We start from the raw sequence: 15,689 nt of genomic DNA, 5'->3' as shown, positions 1-15,689 counted from the left end.
AGTGTTCAGAGAATGAAAGCCTTGATCACGGGTATTACAGGCCAAGATGGGTCGTACCTGGCCGAATTTCTTTTGGCCAAGGGGTACGATGTGTACGGGATCATTCGCCGCTCGAGTTCCTTCAATACGGCGCGGCTCGATGGGATTTACCAGGATCCGCATATCTCCGGGGCCAAGTTGCATCTGGTCTATGGAGACCTGAATGACGCCAGTTCGCTGAACACAATCATACGAACGGTTCAGCCTGACGAAATTTATAATCTCGGGGCACAGAGTCATGTCCGGGTCAGTTTCGATATTCCTGAATACACCGCTGAAATCACGGGTTTGGGCACGGTTCGATTGCTGGAAGCGATTCGTGAGTCGGGGCTGCGTCCGAAGTTTTATCAGGCCTCATCGAGTGAAATGTTCGGCAAAGTACTGGAAGTCCCACAACGAGAAACCACGCCGTTTTACCCTCGGAGTCCGTACGGTGCGGCGAAGGTCTATGCGCACTGGATTACGGTCAATTATCGTGAAGCGTATGGTCTCTTCGCCTGTAACGGTATCCTCTTCAATCACGAATCGCCTCGTCGTGGTGAAACGTTCGTCACACGCAAGATCACAAAAGCGGCAGCGCGGATCAAACTGGGCCTCCAGCAGGAGTTGTTTCTCGGCAATTTGGACGCGAAGCGGGATTGGGGTTATGCCGGGGACTATGTCGAAGCGATGTGGCTCATGCTGCAGCAGGAGGAGCCTGATGATTACGTCGTGGCGACAGGCGAGACCCACACGGTCCGTGAGTTTCTCGATGCGGCGTTTGGTCATCTGGGGTTGGATTGGCAGCGGTATGTGAGGATCGATCCGCGGTATTACCGCCCGACCGAGGTCGATCTCCTGATCGGCGATCCGGCGAAAGCCCAGCGGCAACTTGGCTGGAAACCGACGGTGGATTTTCATCGACTGGCCATCATGATGGTAGATGCAGATGTGGAAGCCGAACGGCTGAAGTGGCACGGGACCGCATCAAGGGGGGAGAAGTGATCGACACACACGCACGCATTTATGTCGCCGGGCATCGGGGGATGGTGGGATCTGCGATTGTGCGGGCGCTCACGGCTCGTGGATATGACAACCTGCTTCTCCGGACCAGTAAAGAATTGGATCTGCGTGACAACAGGCGCGTCGCCGAATTCTTTTCGGAAACGAAGCCGGAATACGTGTATTTGGCTGCGGCGAAGGTGGGGGGCATTCTGGCAAACTCCACATTGCCCGCTGAATTCATCTATGACAATCTGGCCATTCAGAACAATGTCATTCATCACGCCTATGTTCAGGGCGTGAAGAAACTCCTGTTCCTGGGGTCCTCCTGCATCTACCCGAGAGATTCCCTGCAGCCCATGAAGGAGGAGTACCTGCTGACCGGTCCGTTGGAGCCGACCAATGAGTGGTATGCCGTCGCAAAGATCGCCGGCATCAAGATGTGCCAGGCGTATCGCCGTCAATACGGGTGTGATTTTATTGCGGCGATGCCCACCAACCTGTATGGTCCGAACGACAACTTTGACCTGCAGAACTCCCATGTGCTGGCGGCGTTGCTGCGGCGGTTCCATGAAGCGCGCGAGCAGGGGAAGGAACCACTCCTGTGGGGGAGCGGAACTCCGCTGCGCGAGTTTCTGCATGCGGACGACTGCGCCGAGGCTTGCCTGTTTCTGATGGAGCGTTACTCCGATGCGCAGATCATGAATGTCGGAGCTGGGCAGGAAATTTCTATTGGCGAATTGGCAACGTTGATTGCCGAGGTGGTCGGATATCGGGGGGCAATCCACTGGGACCGTACCAAGCCGGATGGCATGCCGCGGAAATTGATGGATGGAAGTCGGATGCAGACGCTGGGATGGAAGCCGGCGACGTCGTTACGAGCGGGGTTGACCGAAACGTATGCGTGGTATAGAAGGCATGTCGTTGTGCCGTCGATCGCTCCTCCATAACAGATGGACGTGAGTTTCTTTGACTGTGTGCTTCGAAGGCAGGTCCAGTGATGAAGCCGGTTATTAGGGGATTCATTCAAGCGCGAATGTCCTCCAGGCGTTACCCGGGGAAGGTGCTCGCTCCGTTTCGCGGAGAAGCGATGATTCGTCACGTCGTGCGCGCCGTCGAAGAAGCGCTTCCCTCCGAGGACGTGATTGTGGTAACGAGTGTAGAATCCTCCGATGATCCGCTTGTGCGCTATATCGAATCTCTCGATAGGCATGTGTACCGAGGTCCGTTGGACAATGTGCTGGCTCGTTTCGTCGCCTCTGCGCAGGAGTATCCCTGTGATTGGATCATGCGAATCAATGGCGATAGCCCATTGTTGGCTCCTGAGCTAATCCGGCTCGTGTTGTCTCATGTGAACCAGGGTGTTCCGGATGTGGTAACCACCATTTTCCCCCGATCGTTCCCGAAAGGGCAGAATGTGGAACTCATCAGGGTCAGTGCGCTGCAGTCAATCGTTATGGACGATACCACTCGGGACGACCAGGAGCATGTCACCCCATATTTCTATCGACACCCGGACCGATTTCAGATTGTGAATGTGGAATCCGGCGATCGGAGGTTCGCGGATCTCAGTTTGGCTGTGGATACGATCGAAGATCTGTGTCGGCTTGAACAGTTATCAACTGAGGAACTTCGTCGCTTCAGCCCGCCGGTTTTGGCGACGAGCAGCGCCTCATCGTAATCATGTTTCGAGTGGTGTAACCAGAAAGATACGATAGACATGAGTGACAGCGTACCCATTCCATTTGCCCGCCCCTGGATTACCGATGGGGATCGACAGGCGGTTCTAGAGGTGTTGAACGGGCATATCTTGACCCATGGTCCGCAGTGCAAGTCGTTCGAGCAGGAGTTCACAGAGTTTCTCGGCGGCGGCCATTGTGTGTCGGTCAGTTCCTGCATGGCAGCCTTGCATCTGGCGTATCTTCATTTTGGTATCGGGCCAGGCGATGAGGTCATCGTCCCGGCACAAACCCATGCGGCAACGGTTCATGCGGTGGAATGGGTCGGAGCTACGCCGGTATTTGTCGATTGCGATTCCAGGACCGGAAATTTGACCGCTTCGGCAATCAGTTTGGCGCTGACCCCTCGGACGAAGGCGATCTCAGTCGTGCATTTTGCGGGGATTGCGTGTGATATGCCCCCCATCGTCGATCTTGCGCAGCGGCATGGCCTGAGAATCATCGAAGACTGTGCGATTGCGTTGGGCGCGCGACATCAAGGGCGCCATGTCGCACTGTTCGGAGATGCCGGGTGTTTTTCATTCTATCCGGTCAAGCACATGACTACGGGTGAAGGTGGAATGTTCGTTACTCGCCATGAAGCAGTTGCTTCTGCTGTCGCCAGGCTGCGCGCGTTCGGCGTGGACCGTACACACAGTGAGCGAACCGTGCCGGGCATGTATGATGTACCAAGCCTCGGATTGAACTATCGGATGAGTGAGATTCAGGCCGCCCTTGGTCGTTCCCAGCTTCGGCGAATGCCGGACGTACTGACGCAACGGGCGTCGTTGTTTAATCAGTATCGGACACTCTTGGGGGATCTGCCGCAAGTCCGTCTGATCGACACCGATGCGCCCGAATCACGGTCCAGTCACTATTGTGTGAGCGCGGTATTCGAAGGAGAATATGCAGGCAGGCGGAATGACGTCGTGACGAAACTGAATGCGTCTGGAATCGGGACCAGTATCTACTATCCGCAACCTGTTCCCCGTATGACCTACTATCGAAACAAGTATGGCTTTCTGCCTGGTGCGTATCCCCAAGCGACACGCATTAGCGATCAGTCCGTCGCGCTGCCGCTCGGTATGCATATGACGGAGAAAGATGTCAACAGAGTCGTAGCCATGCTGAAGCAGAGCCTGGCAGAGGCTGACAGTGGGAAAGGGCCCGGACGGTGAGCAAACTCCAAGGACGGAAAATTGCGCTGATCGGTGGCGCTGGGTTCATCGGCCATAACCTTGCGTTGAATCTTGCAAAACTCGGTGCGGATGTCCACGCGGTGGACAGTCTACAGGTCAACAATCTTGGCGCGTTCTCAAATTCGCACGACGATGCCAATAAGTCGCTCTACCTTCACTTTATTCACGAGCGACTACAGTTGTTACAAGCGGCTCAAGTCCCGCTGCATGTCGTCGATGCGCGGGACTATCATGTCCTGTCTCGGTGCCTCAACGAAATCAAGCCGGATACGATTGTGCAGTTGGCAGCGATCGCCCACGCGAATCGCGCGAACAAAGATCCGTACAGCACTTTCGATCATAGCTTGCGAACGCTGGAGAACGCACTCGACTGCGCCAGGGGGTTAGGTGCCCAGTTTATCTATTTTTCCTCTTCGATGGTGTACGGGAATTTTGACGGGGAAGCCGTGACCGAGGAGCGTCACTGTGAACCGCTCGGGATCTATGGCGCGCTGAAATATGGAGGAGAGAAACTCGTTATTGCGTATGGCCAGGTCTTCGGCCTTTCTTACACGATTGTCAGGCCGTCCGCATTATACGGCGAGCGTTGTGTCAGTCGTCGTGTTGGTCAGGCATTCATTGAGTCGGTCCTTCGCGGGGCGCCTCTGAGCGTGAACGGGGATGGGAGTGATGCCCTCGACTTCACATATATCCAGGATCTCTTGCAAGGTCTGGTGCTCTGTATTGTCAAAGACGAAGCACGGAACCAAATTTTTAATTTGACCTATGGGGGGGCGCGGTCACTGAAACAGATGGCTGATATCGTGCGTGGCCAATTCCCCAATGTTGAAATCAAATACCAGCCGCGTGATGTGCTGATGCCTGAGCGCGGAACCCTTTCTATTGAAAAGGCAAAGCGATTGCTTGGCTACTCCCCCCAGTATCCACTGGAAAAAGGGTTCGTCGATTACATTCAGTGGTATAAGGAGCTGGCGAACCAACATCAGAGATATTTCCGTCCATCCCGGCGTTGACCCGCGCGAAGAGAGTAACCTGCGTTGAAGTTATTTGGGAAAAATCTTGATGAGACGGTTGCGGTGGTCGCGGAAATTGGTCTCAATCATGAAGGAGACGCGGTAGCCGCAGAACGATTGATCACTCTTGCCGCGCAGGCCGGGGCGGATGCCGTCAAGCTACAAACGTTCACTCCAGAACGTTACGCCTCCGCGTCAGATCCCAATCGACTCGCTAGGGTGACGCGGTTTAATTTGTCACAGGAGGCCCACCTTCATTTGGCAACCCACGCCACAACATTGGGCATTCCTCTGTTTTCAACAGCTTTGACCGAAGACGTGGTCGGCTTCCTCGACCAGTGGTGTCCAGCAATAAAGATTGCCAGTGGGGACTTGACCTTTGAGCCGGTCATACGAGCCGCTATGAGCACGCGAAAACCGGTCATTCTTTCCACTGGAAACGGCACGGTGGAGGAGATCGATCAAGCGTTGCAATGGTGCACAGACGAATTGGGGTCTGATGCGCTGAAAGACCGTCTGGTTCTGATGCATTGCGTTGCTGCGTATCCTGTTCCTATCGAGCAGGCGAATGTTTCGAGCGTGCATTTCCTCAAGCAGAGGTATGGTCTGACGACGGGATATTCCAACCATGTGATTGGTTCGGAAGCTGTCCTTGCGGCAGTGGCAATCGGCGCGCAACTCGTTGAGGTCCATTTCACCGACCGTCGGGAGGGGCGAGAATTCCGGGATCATGCGCTCTCGTTTGAACCGCAAGATTTGAAACAACTGGTGCACAGTATCGGGAGAGTAAGGGCCAGTCTAGGCCGCGTAGGGAAGGAGTTGCAGGCCTGCGAGTTGCCTTTGCGTGAGGTCATTCGCAAGGGCGTGGTCGCGGCGAGAGATCTTCCCGCGGATACCGTACTTTCTGCAGATGATTTGATGTGGGCTCGTCCTGCGACAGGGGTGAAGGCTGCTGAATTGCCCGCGCTTATTGGGAAGCACCTTGTGCAGTCGCTCAGGCGCGGAGAGCAGATTACCTGGAACAAGGTGTGCGAAAGATGAGGGTACTGGTTCTGACGACGGATACTCTGCATCACGCATATTTTGTCCGTGAACTTGTTTCTCAGGTGTCTCGATTGCACGTGATCCTTGAAACCACCGGCATCAAGCCGACGTTTGATGTTGCCCACCCGTTTGAGTTGTTACGTGACCAATACGAACGTGATGAATGGTTTAAAGGGGGGAAGCCGGCGGTCGGCGATTTTGCCGCGGTCACGACGTGTGCAAACGTGAATGACTCCGATGCGGTCGAGTCGGCAACGCGTTTTGTCCCAGACATCACGGTCGCATTCGGTATTCGAAAAGCGGAGTCTGCTTTGATTAGAGCCGCTGGGACCCGAGTGGTGAATTTGCACGGCGGGGACCCTGAATTTTACCGGGGGCTGGATAGTCATCTTTGGGCGATATACCACAGCGACTTCAAAAATCTTGTCACGACGTTGCATATCCTCAACGAAACCCTCGATGATGGGCCGATCATTGGCATCCGCTCCGTCTCGGTCTGCCGAAATATGCGCCTGTATCAATTGCGGCATCACAATACCGAATCAGCGTTGGAACTCACGCGAGTGGCCTTGGACGAGTTGCGGCGTACAGGTGATGTCTCGAGTCGTAGGCAGCGTCAAACAGGGCGCTACTATTCTTTCATGCCCGCCGTGTTAAAGGAGGTGTGTGTGAAACGATTTGAGAAGCATTGTGCCGGGTTAGCATGAACTACTCGTCGAGAATCGCGGACGGTCATATTGCCATCTTTCTGTTTCATGGCGTGACGCTTCCGGTTGATTGTGCCATACGGAACTACACCAGGAAACATATCGAGCGTGAATACTTTATCACCGTGGTCAGGCAGATGAAGCAGGTGGGGACGCCGGTGGGTATGAATGACATACTCCATCACCTAGAGACGGGAGGCCCCCTCCCACCACGACCGTTTGCAGTGACGTTCGATGATGGTTTTCGAAACAATTTATCGGTAGCGGCTCCAGTGCTTGTAGATGAGCAGGTGCCCACGACATTCTACATTACTACCGACTTTGTTGAACGCAACACTATGTCCTGGATTGACCGAGTCGAGTTCGCTGTGGAACAGCGAACTCACGCTGAGCTTCAGCTTCCGTGGGGGGCTCGAGAGTTTCGCGGAGATGAAGAGCGCCGACGTTTCCTGACTGAGGTTCGGCGTATCGTCAAGAATAACTTACTGATCGACGGGGAGCAGCTTGCGACCGAGATACAGCAACAATTGGGAGTAGGGGTCACTCATTCCAGTTCTCATCCGTTGGATCAAAAACTGGATTGGAGCGAAGTCAGGGCACTGGCGGCTGAGCCGTTATTTACTGTCGGAGGGCACGGGCACTCACACGCCGTCCTCGAATCTCTTTCTGGGCAGGAGCTGGATCGAGAGCTGGATATGGGTATGCAATTGTTGAGAGAGAAGGCCGCCGTGCAGGGGCCGCATTACTCGTACCCAGAAGGAATGGCGAACTGCTACTCTTACCGGATTATTCAGGCTTTGAAGGGTAGAGGGGTGCGCTGTTGTCCAAGTGCGATTGATGGCGTCAATGATTCGGCCTCCGATCTATTTCATTTGAAACGGGTGATGGTTGTCTGATCAACTCAGCGGGTGAGTCTGTGGCAAGGTATACAGAGGCAGTAATTCGTTCATGGCGAAGTTGAGAGTTGCGGTAATCGGCCTCGGTGTCGGGGAAAAGCATGCGGAAGCGATTGCCGGCATACCTGAGTGTGAGCTAGCCGTCATCTGTGACACGAACCCGACGAGACTTGCGGCGGTAGCCGAAAGGTTTCCCGGTGTCTTGGCGGTGCAGTCCGATACCGACGTCCTTGATGATCCTGCCATTGATCTGGTCTGCATTGCCAGTTACGATGACAGTCATTTCTCTCAAACGATGCGGGCCTTGGAGCAAGGCAAGCATGTATTCGTCGAGAAACCCTTTGTGCTCCACGAAGAAGAAGCGGTGCTCGTTCGAGAGCAGTTGCGGAGGTATCCGAACCTTCGCTTGTCCTCGAATTTGGTCTTGCGACGATCCCCGCGGTTTTTGGACCTCCGACAGCGAATCATTGCCGGCGATTTCGGCGCGCTCTACCATTTGGAGGCCGAGTACAACTATGGTCGTCTAGAAAAGATTATCGAGGGGTGGCGAGGGAAGTTGCCTTTTTATTCCGCCGTTCATGGCGGCGGCGTACATGTTGCCGACCTCCTCATGTGGCTTGCGCGCGATCGGATTGTCGAGGTGTCGGCGGTAGGGAATGCGGTGGCGAGCAAGGGATCAGGGTTTGGAAATTTCGACAACGTGGTATCGGTACTGCGTTTTGCACGCGGTGCGGTGGGAAAACTCGGCGTCAATTTCGGCTGTCGCCTGCCGCACTTCCACGCGGTGGCCGTATATGGAACGAAAGCCACGTTTTTGAACGGACGGGAACAGGCCTGGCTCTATACCACTCCGGATCCTCATGTTCCCCCCCTCGTGCTGGACACGGCCTACCCTGGCGTGCACAAAGGCGCGCTCATTGCCAGCTTTGTGAAAGCTATCCAGGGAACAGGCGAGGCGGATGTGAGTGAGGACGATGTCTTTTCCTCGCTCTCGGTATGTTTTGCGATCGAACGGAGCGCCCACTCCGGTCTCCCGGTGAAAGTGCACTATGTCTGAACGGTCTTCAGGTCCCCATGCGTCGATTTCCACGTCAGAGCTCTCGATCGTGTCGGATCCATGGCTGGCGACGATCATGGCCCGCGACGTTCACCGTGTGACCGGGGTGTGGACGGTGCGGCAGGAGCACGATACGCTTCGGGAGATTCGAAGGCTGCTCAGCCGTCCAGGATTTGTGTTTGCGCGGATTGCCACACACGAAGTGGGCACGAGTCATCGGCTGGAGGAATGCGGGCTCCGGCTCGTCGATACCGCTCTCACGCTGGAGGCCCAACCACTTCCTAGTGTCAAGACGGTGGGGGGGCGGGTACGGTTCGCAGTATCGGCGGATGAGGCGACGGTACTTGATATTGCCCGGCACAGCTTTCGCTATTCCCGATTTCATTTGGACCCCGATATTCCTCGATCTCTGGCCGATGAGGTCAAAGCGCAGTGGGCTAGAAATTTTTTTAGTCGGCAACGAGGGGATTACATGGTGATCGCCGAACACGAAGGGCGAGTCGTGGGGTTTCTTCAAGCGATCAGTGCGGCAGATCAGGCGCTCTGCATCGATCTGATTGCCGTCCATCCTGACCATCGTGGACTGGGACTGGCTGGCGAAATGATCCGATTCGCATCCAGGGAATGCGAGCGTCCCCGTGCGCTTCGAGTTGGCACGCAAAGCGCCAATATTCCTTCGCTCATGCTGTATCACAAGCTTGGATTCCGCGTTGCGGCCAGCCATCACGTATTCCACTCCCACGGTCCCCTGTAGGAGGTTGACAATTGCCACTGCTGCATAGAAGGCCAGGCGGTGTTCATCTGCTTGCCTGGATGAGGAACCCCTGAGATGTGCGGGATAGCTGGGTTTATCGGGACGCGACGTATTTCCGATGAGTCGTCCCGCCAGTGCCTCGATCTGATGCGACGCCGGGGCCCCGATGCCTCGGGCATGCATCGTTTTATGACACCCACGGGACAGCATGTCCTATTGATGCATAGTCGACTTTCGATCATCGATCTGGATGCCCGCTCCAATCAACCATTCAACGTGGATCGCTCCTGGATGGTACTCAATGGAGAACTGTACAACTACCTTGAAATCAAGCAACGCCTTGCAGAGGTAGGGGTTGCCTTTCTCACGCGATCCGATACAGAAGTCTTTCTCACGGCTCTTTGCCGCGACGGATGGGGGATGCTCGATCAGGCCGAGGGGATGTGGGCGTTGGCGGTCTATGATGAGGAGCGCTGCGAGCTGACCTTATCGCGTGACCGATTTGGGGAAAAGCCGTTGTATGTGGTACGGGCACCGGAGGGCCTGTATTTCGGTTCCGAGCCTAAGTTTCTCTTTGCTCTCATGGGGAGAACGCTGCCGGTCAATCGACACCACGTCCGTCGGTATCTCGTAAACGGATACAAGGCGCTGTACAAGTCCACTGACCGATTTTTTATCGGACTCGAGGAAGTGCCGCCGGCCGGCGTGCTTAGAATAGGCCTCGGGGGTAAAGAGACGCAGACCCTCTATTGGCAGCCGGCCTATCGGCCGGACGACGCGATGTCCTATGCGGAGGCTGTGTCGGGCGTGCGCTCGAGGATCATTGAGTCGATGAGACTGCGCTTGCGCAGCGACGTGCCAGCCGCGTTTTTAATGAGTGGCGGGGTAGATTCGAACGTGCTGATCGGGATTGCCAAGCGGGTGTTCGGGTACGACGTCCACGGGTTTACGATTTTGACGGAAGATGAACGCTATGATGAGAGCGACATGCTCGATCGGTCGATCGCTGCATTGGGCGTCCGGCATACGGGCCTGAGAGCCGACCCTACTGACTATTTGGACAACATGAAGGTCCTGGTGGACTACCATGACGCTCCCATCTCAACCATCAGCCACTACGTGCAATGGCTGCTGATGCGCGACGTGCACGCGCAGGGATACAAGATTTGTTTCAGCGGGGTCGGCGCAGATGAGTTGGTGAGTGGGTATTATGATCACTACTTGATGCATCTCGCGGAGATTCGCCATGAGCCGGAATACGCGTCGACGCGCAAGGCATGGGAGCAGTATGTCCAGCCGCTAGTGAGAAATCCTTACTTGAGAGATCCCGATTTGTTTGTCGCGACTCCTGAATTTCGGGGTCATATTTTTCTGAACAACGACGAATTTTCAGAATATCTGACGGAACCGTTCTCCGAGCCGTTCGCGGAATCTCACTATTCTGACTCGTTGCTTCGAAATCGTATGATGAACGAGATGTTTGTGGAGGCCACCCGCGTCATCCTACATGAGACAGATCTCAATGCCATGTACTTTTCCATCGAAAACCGATCTCCCTATTTAGATCGCGCGCTGTTCGAATTCTGCTATTCGATACCCAATCGGTATCTCAGTCGAGACGGCTATAACAAAGCTGTCTTACGTGACGCAGCACGAGGGCTTGCCCCGGACTGTGTGCTGGATGAACGGCGAAAAGTCGGCTTCAACGCCCCGATCCATGCATTTCTGGACATTAACGATCCGGTCGTGGTGGGGCGGTTGATGGAAGACAGTCCGGTGTTCGATCTGCTCAAGCGGAACAAGGTACGAGAGCTACTCCGCAAGCCTCGGTTGGCCAACAGTGAAAGCAAATTTCTATTCTATTTTGTAAATGCCAAGGTGTTCCTTGAAACCTGTGCCGGCTAATCTTGTCCGATACACAGGAGTGCTGACTCACGACGTCGCCGCTGGTTGATATGGTGTATTGCACCACATGTGTGTTGCCTGATACCCGGCCTAACCTCACGCTCGGTCAGGATGGGGTATGTATTGCCTGCCGGACGCATGGCCGCAAAAGCGAAATTGATTGGGACAGTCGCGCACGTGCCTTTGATCGACTGGTGGTAGAGGTGAAGGCCGCCAGCCACGGGTATGATTGCGTGATTCCTGTCAGTGGCGGGAAGGATAGCACCTGGCAGGTCATACGGTGTCTTGAGGCCGGGTTGACGCCGCTCGCGGTCACCTGGAAGACTCCGGCGCGTACGCTGATCGGACAGCAGAACCTTGACAACCTCGTGGCCCTCGGCGTGGACCACATTGACTATCAGATCAACCCAAAAGTTGAGGGCCGGTTTATGCTGCGAGCGTTGGAACGGTTCGGCAGTACGGCCATTCCGATGCATCTGGCGTTGTTCAACATTCCGCTTAGAGTCGCCGTGAAATTTGGGATTCGGCTGATCGTGTGGGGAGAAAACTCGGCCTTTGAGTATGGGAGTGCGAGCCACGCGCATACCGGGGTCAAATTGGATGACGAGTGGTATCGCACCTATGGCGTGACCCACGGCACCACCGCGGCCGATTGGGTAGGGGAAGATTTCACGGAGAAGGAGCTGGCGGGTTACGTGGGGCCCAATCCCGATGAGTTGGAGAGAAGCGGAACGCACGCAGTGTTTCTCGGATGGTATTTCCCCTGGGATCCACAGAAAAGTCTTGCCGTGGCTCGCGCGCATGGTTTTCAGTCACGATCCTCCGGAGCACGGACGGGCTACTATGATTTTGCCGACATCGACGATGACTTCATCTCGATCCATCACTGGCTAAAGTGGTATAAGTTTGGATTTACGCGGCTCTTTGACAATTTGTCGCTGGAGATTCGAAACGGACGACTTACCCGCGAGCAGGCGGTGGCGATCATCCGTGAGCGCGGGGATCAGACACCCCACGAGGACATCGCCAAATTTTGTCGTTTCGTCGGTATTGAGCAGGCTCAGTTCTGGAAGATTTGCGAAACTTTTCGCAATCGGGCCATCTGGACGCGAGGGGAATCCGGAACCTGGCGTATACCGAACTTCTTGATTCAAGACTGGACCTGGACATGAAATTCAATCCTCAGAATCCGCCCCGACGTTTCGAAGTGGGGAATCGTCTTCGATTCGAACTGCAGGATTGCGGGACGGCACACTTGAATCCCGATGAACAGATCACCTTCGTGACGGAACAGGGCGGGCAGTATGACGTGGTGCGGAAAGACTGGGGCTTCTATGCGACTCCGTCGCTAAACGGTCGGCTTGCGCAGTACGGCTTGCGTGGGGCCCTCGTAGTGAATCAGGCATCACGGCGCTACTACGTGTTGCTGGTTGAGGACGGGAAAGAGCAACTATTCGCCGCATACTGTTCGCAAGAGGGGCTGCAGGTCGTGGCATGGCTGGACAAGGCGGAGACCATAGAAACCATGCTCGGTCAATCCAGTGGATCGTAGATGATGCAGCCCACCTTGCGATGTCCGTGCAATTTGACCTACTGCCAAACGGTCTTTCGTTATGACACGCCGCCATCTGGGGAGATGCGCTTCGATATAGGCGCACAAATGTATCAGCGGTCCTATCTCCGCTGCGCGCTCTGCCGGCACTGGTACTCGGACAATCATCTCGATCTCTCGAGTCTCTACACGCGTGCCTATGTCGATGCCACCTACGGTGACAGGTTTCAAGCGACGTTTCGGCGAATCTTGGCCCTACCTCCAGAGTGTTCCGACAACACTGCGCGCGTAGCTAGAGTGCTGGAATTTATGCGGGCCTTCCCGGTGGCCGGCAGGTCACCCACCCTTCTCGACATCGGTTCGGGGCTCGGGGTCTTCCCGTATCGCATGAAGGAAGCCGGATGGGACTGTACCGTTCTTGATCCCGATACCCGCGCGGTGCAGCATGCCGAAACTGAGGTTGGTGTACGAGCCTTCTTGGGAGATTTTCTCGCAGTCAATCCTGAACAGGTCGGAGTGTTTGATCTGATTACCTTGAATAAAGTGCTGGAGCATGTGGTTGATCCGGTGTGTATGTTGGAACGGGCTGCCGGGTTCCTTAGGCCTCAGGGGCATGTGTATATCGAGCTCCCCGACGGAGAGGTTGCGTCACATCATGGCCCGCAGCGTGAAGAATTTTTCATCGAGCATCACCATGTGTTCAGTGTCGAATCACTCAGCATGCTGGCTGAGCGAGCTGGATTCCTGACGCTATCTGTCGAACGTCTGCATGAGCCCAGCGGGAAGTTTACGTTGTGCGCATTTCTTGCGCCGAAATCTGTTTCGCCGACGGCCCCGTGAAGATTCTTTTTTTTGCCCCTCATGCGGCGATTTGGGTCCATGCGTTTCCCGAGGCGCTGATCGCCGAAACGCTGGCTCAGTCGGGGCATAGCATCGTATATGTGAGCTGCGGCGAGGCTCTGCAGCAGGTCTGTAATCCCATGAACGCCTCTGGCCTCGATCACCTCAGCCGGATCGAGGCACGTCGCGAGATTTGCCGGCTGTGCGGACAGCAGAAGGAGTTACTGCGGCGTGAATTCGGTTTTACAGGATACGATCTGACAGATCTCCTGGAGCCCGCCGATCAGATCAGGGCAACTGAGATGTTGAAGGATCTATCGTTCGAGCAGTGCACGTCACTGAGGCTGGAAAACGTTCCTGTCGGCAAGCTCGCATTGTATGAAACGATTCTCAATCACAAGAAGACCGGCATTGAATTTGATGCCGGTGAACAGCGCGAATATCGTGCGTGGTTGCAGGGCGCCGTCACGACGGTGACAGCCGGAAGGCGACTATTCGAACGGGAGCAACCTGACTGCCTCGTTGTGTATAATTCGTTCTATTCTGTCAATAATGTCATGTGCTGTCTGGCGAGCGAGCACGGCATTCCCCATTACTTTCTGCATGCCGGGGGCAATCTGTCTCGTCGGCTGCAGACATTGATGGTCGGCCGCAATGAGGCCTATGGGTACGCGCGGCGTATTGTCGAACGGTGGCCACAGTTTCGCGATAGGCCGTGTCCGCCGGGTGTAATGCGGGAAATTACCGATCACTTTCTCACGTTGTTCGGTGGCCGAAGCGTATTCAGCTATTCCCCCGCCGCGTCGCGGCAACCATTCGATGTTCGGGCACGATATGGTATCGGAATAGATCAAAAAGTCATGGTGGCGACCATGAGCAGCAACGACGAACGTGCGGCTGCCAAAGCGATCGGTGCGCTTCCGGATCACCCCGCGACCTTGTTTCCGCAACAGGTGGATTGGGTCAAGCGACTCATCGAGTTCGCTGCCGGTCGTACGGATCTATTTTTACTCATTCGCGTGCATCCGCGGGATTTCCCGAACAAACGTGAAGGTATCAAATCCGAGCAAGCGAGGAATCTCGAAGCACTCCTTCGGAAACTTCCCGCGAACGTCTGTGTCAATTGGCCGAACGACCACGTTTCACTGTATGATCTTGCCAATGAAACATCCGTATTTTTAAACGCATGGTCGAACACCGGAAAGGAGATGAGCTTGTTGGGGCTGCCGGTCGTGATCTATGCTCCGGAGTTGATTTATTATCCTTCCGACTTGAATTATGTCGGCACGACGGAATGGGAGTTGATCGAGCGAATCGATCAAGCCCTTCAAGATGGGTGGAGCCTCGAAAGGAGTCGAGCCACGTACCGATGGCTTGCCGTCGAATACAAGTATGGTCTTATCGACATTGGCGACAGCTATAATAGGCCCGAGGATGCTCATGCACGTTCTGTCATGCAACGAATTGTGAACCGTGTGGCGCAGGTGGTCGCGCCATTATACCAACAGGAACAAGATTGCAGGAGAAGAGCTAGTCGGCTTCAGGCGGCACAGGCGGTCGATTCGATCTTTCGTTCGTCCGCGCAGACCCCCTTAGATATTGAGGAGGAGGGTACATTTTCTGACATTTCAGAGAATGAAGAAGGATGGGCGCTCCGGTCTGAATTGGTTCGCATCGGGAAGGCGCTGTTCGGCCCCCGCTCGACTGGAAGAAGCGATACACTGGCTGCACGGTTGCTCGCACTAGAATAGTCAAATTGTTCTGCTTCGCATCAAGTACGTATCGGTGAAATGGTACGTGTCGGTGTGGTCGGTGGTGCCACCGTGGCATCTGGAGCGGTGGCAAGGCGGCGAGTCATCGTTCAGGATCGAAGTGAAAGAACCGGGGTACGCAAAAGGGGCTACGTTAAGTATTCGAACAGCAGCTTGGGAAAACATTGCGTATACGCACGTCCGATACGATTCCGAGCTCGTGTTCGGCAGTA

At 55.2% G+C, this 15,689-nt stretch carries 15 protein-coding genes; all 15 read left to right on the top strand.

Annotation, left to right across the window (positions count from 1 at the left end; genetic code table 11):
• Window positions 1-12: 12 nt before the first annotated feature.
• A complete protein-coding gene (gene gmd / locus V9G17_03670; GenBank protein ID MEI2751675.1) occupies window positions 13-1,023 on the top strand; it encodes a GDP-mannose 4,6-dehydratase in 1,011 nt (336 codons plus the stop codon).
• Window positions 1,020-1,970, top strand: a complete 951-nt coding sequence (locus V9G17_03665) for a GDP-L-fucose synthase (GenBank protein ID MEI2751674.1) — start codon at window positions 1,020-1,022, stop codon at window positions 1,968-1,970. The genes gmd and V9G17_03665 overlap by 4 nt, the downstream gene beginning before the upstream one ends.
• Window positions 1,971-2,020: 50 nt before the next feature.
• Complete coding sequence (locus V9G17_03660; GenBank protein MEI2751673.1) at window positions 2,021-2,701, top strand: NTP transferase domain-containing protein; 681 nt, start codon at window positions 2,021-2,023, stop codon at window positions 2,699-2,701.
• Between the two features lie 39 nt (window positions 2,702-2,740).
• Window positions 2,741-3,916, top strand: a complete 1,176-nt coding sequence (locus V9G17_03655) for a DegT/DnrJ/EryC1/StrS family aminotransferase (GenBank protein MEI2751672.1) — start codon at window positions 2,741-2,743, stop codon at window positions 3,914-3,916.
• Window positions 3,913-4,950: an NAD(P)-dependent oxidoreductase gene (locus V9G17_03650; GenBank protein MEI2751671.1), complete on the top strand. Its 1,038-nt coding sequence runs from the start codon at window positions 3,913-3,915 to the stop codon at window positions 4,948-4,950. The genes V9G17_03655 and V9G17_03650 overlap by 4 nt, the downstream gene beginning before the upstream one ends.
• 24 nt (window positions 4,951-4,974) lie before the next feature.
• Window positions 4,975-5,991, top strand: a complete 1,017-nt coding sequence (locus V9G17_03645; protein ID MEI2751670.1) for an N-acetylneuraminate synthase family protein — start codon at window positions 4,975-4,977, stop codon at window positions 5,989-5,991.
• Window positions 5,988-6,701 carry a formyltransferase family protein gene (locus V9G17_03640; GenBank protein MEI2751669.1) on the top strand — a complete coding sequence of 238 codons (714 nt, stop codon included), beginning with the start codon at window positions 5,988-5,990 and terminating at the stop codon, window positions 6,699-6,701. Before V9G17_03645 ends, V9G17_03640 begins: the two co-directional genes overlap by 4 nt.
• Window positions 6,698-7,597: a polysaccharide deacetylase family protein gene (locus V9G17_03635; GenBank protein MEI2751668.1), complete on the top strand. Its 900-nt coding sequence runs from the start codon at window positions 6,698-6,700 to the stop codon at window positions 7,595-7,597. The genes V9G17_03640 and V9G17_03635 overlap by 4 nt, the downstream gene beginning before the upstream one ends.
• Window positions 7,598-7,649: 52 nt before the next feature.
• Window positions 7,650-8,654, top strand: a complete 1,005-nt coding sequence (locus V9G17_03630) for a Gfo/Idh/MocA family oxidoreductase (GenBank protein MEI2751667.1) — start codon at window positions 7,650-7,652, stop codon at window positions 8,652-8,654.
• On the top strand, window positions 8,647-9,408 hold the full coding sequence (locus V9G17_03625) for a GNAT family N-acetyltransferase (protein MEI2751666.1): 762 nt from the start codon (window positions 8,647-8,649) through the stop codon (window positions 9,406-9,408). Before V9G17_03630 ends, V9G17_03625 begins: the two co-directional genes overlap by 8 nt.
• A gap of 75 nt (window positions 9,409-9,483) precedes the next feature.
• Window positions 9,484-11,313: an asparagine synthase (glutamine-hydrolyzing) gene (asnB, locus tag V9G17_03620; GenBank protein ID MEI2751665.1), complete on the top strand. Its 1,830-nt coding sequence runs from the start codon at window positions 9,484-9,486 to the stop codon at window positions 11,311-11,313.
• A 50-nt stretch (window positions 11,314-11,363) separates the two neighbouring features.
• A complete protein-coding gene (locus V9G17_03615; GenBank protein ID MEI2751664.1) occupies window positions 11,364-12,485 on the top strand; it encodes an N-acetyl sugar amidotransferase in 1,122 nt (373 codons plus the stop codon).
• Window positions 12,482-12,865: a hypothetical protein gene (locus tag V9G17_03610; protein ID MEI2751663.1), complete on the top strand. Its 384-nt coding sequence runs from the start codon at window positions 12,482-12,484 to the stop codon at window positions 12,863-12,865. Before V9G17_03615 ends, V9G17_03610 begins: the two co-directional genes overlap by 4 nt.
• Window positions 12,866-13,705, top strand: a complete 840-nt coding sequence (locus V9G17_03605; GenBank protein MEI2751662.1) for a class I SAM-dependent methyltransferase — start codon at window positions 12,866-12,868, stop codon at window positions 13,703-13,705. It abuts the gene before it with no gap.
• A complete protein-coding gene (locus tag V9G17_03600) occupies window positions 13,702-15,456 on the top strand; it encodes a hypothetical protein (GenBank protein ID MEI2751661.1) in 1,755 nt (584 codons plus the stop codon). The genes V9G17_03605 and V9G17_03600 overlap by 4 nt, the downstream gene beginning before the upstream one ends.
• Window positions 15,457-15,689 lie beyond the last annotated feature (233 nt).

Origin of the sequence: Nitrospira sp. (genome assembly GCA_037045225.1) — a bacterium.
Classification (GTDB): Bacteria; Nitrospirota; Nitrospiria; order Nitrospirales; family Nitrospiraceae; genus Nitrospira_A.
This window is presented reverse-complemented; position numbering and strand designations above follow the sequence as displayed.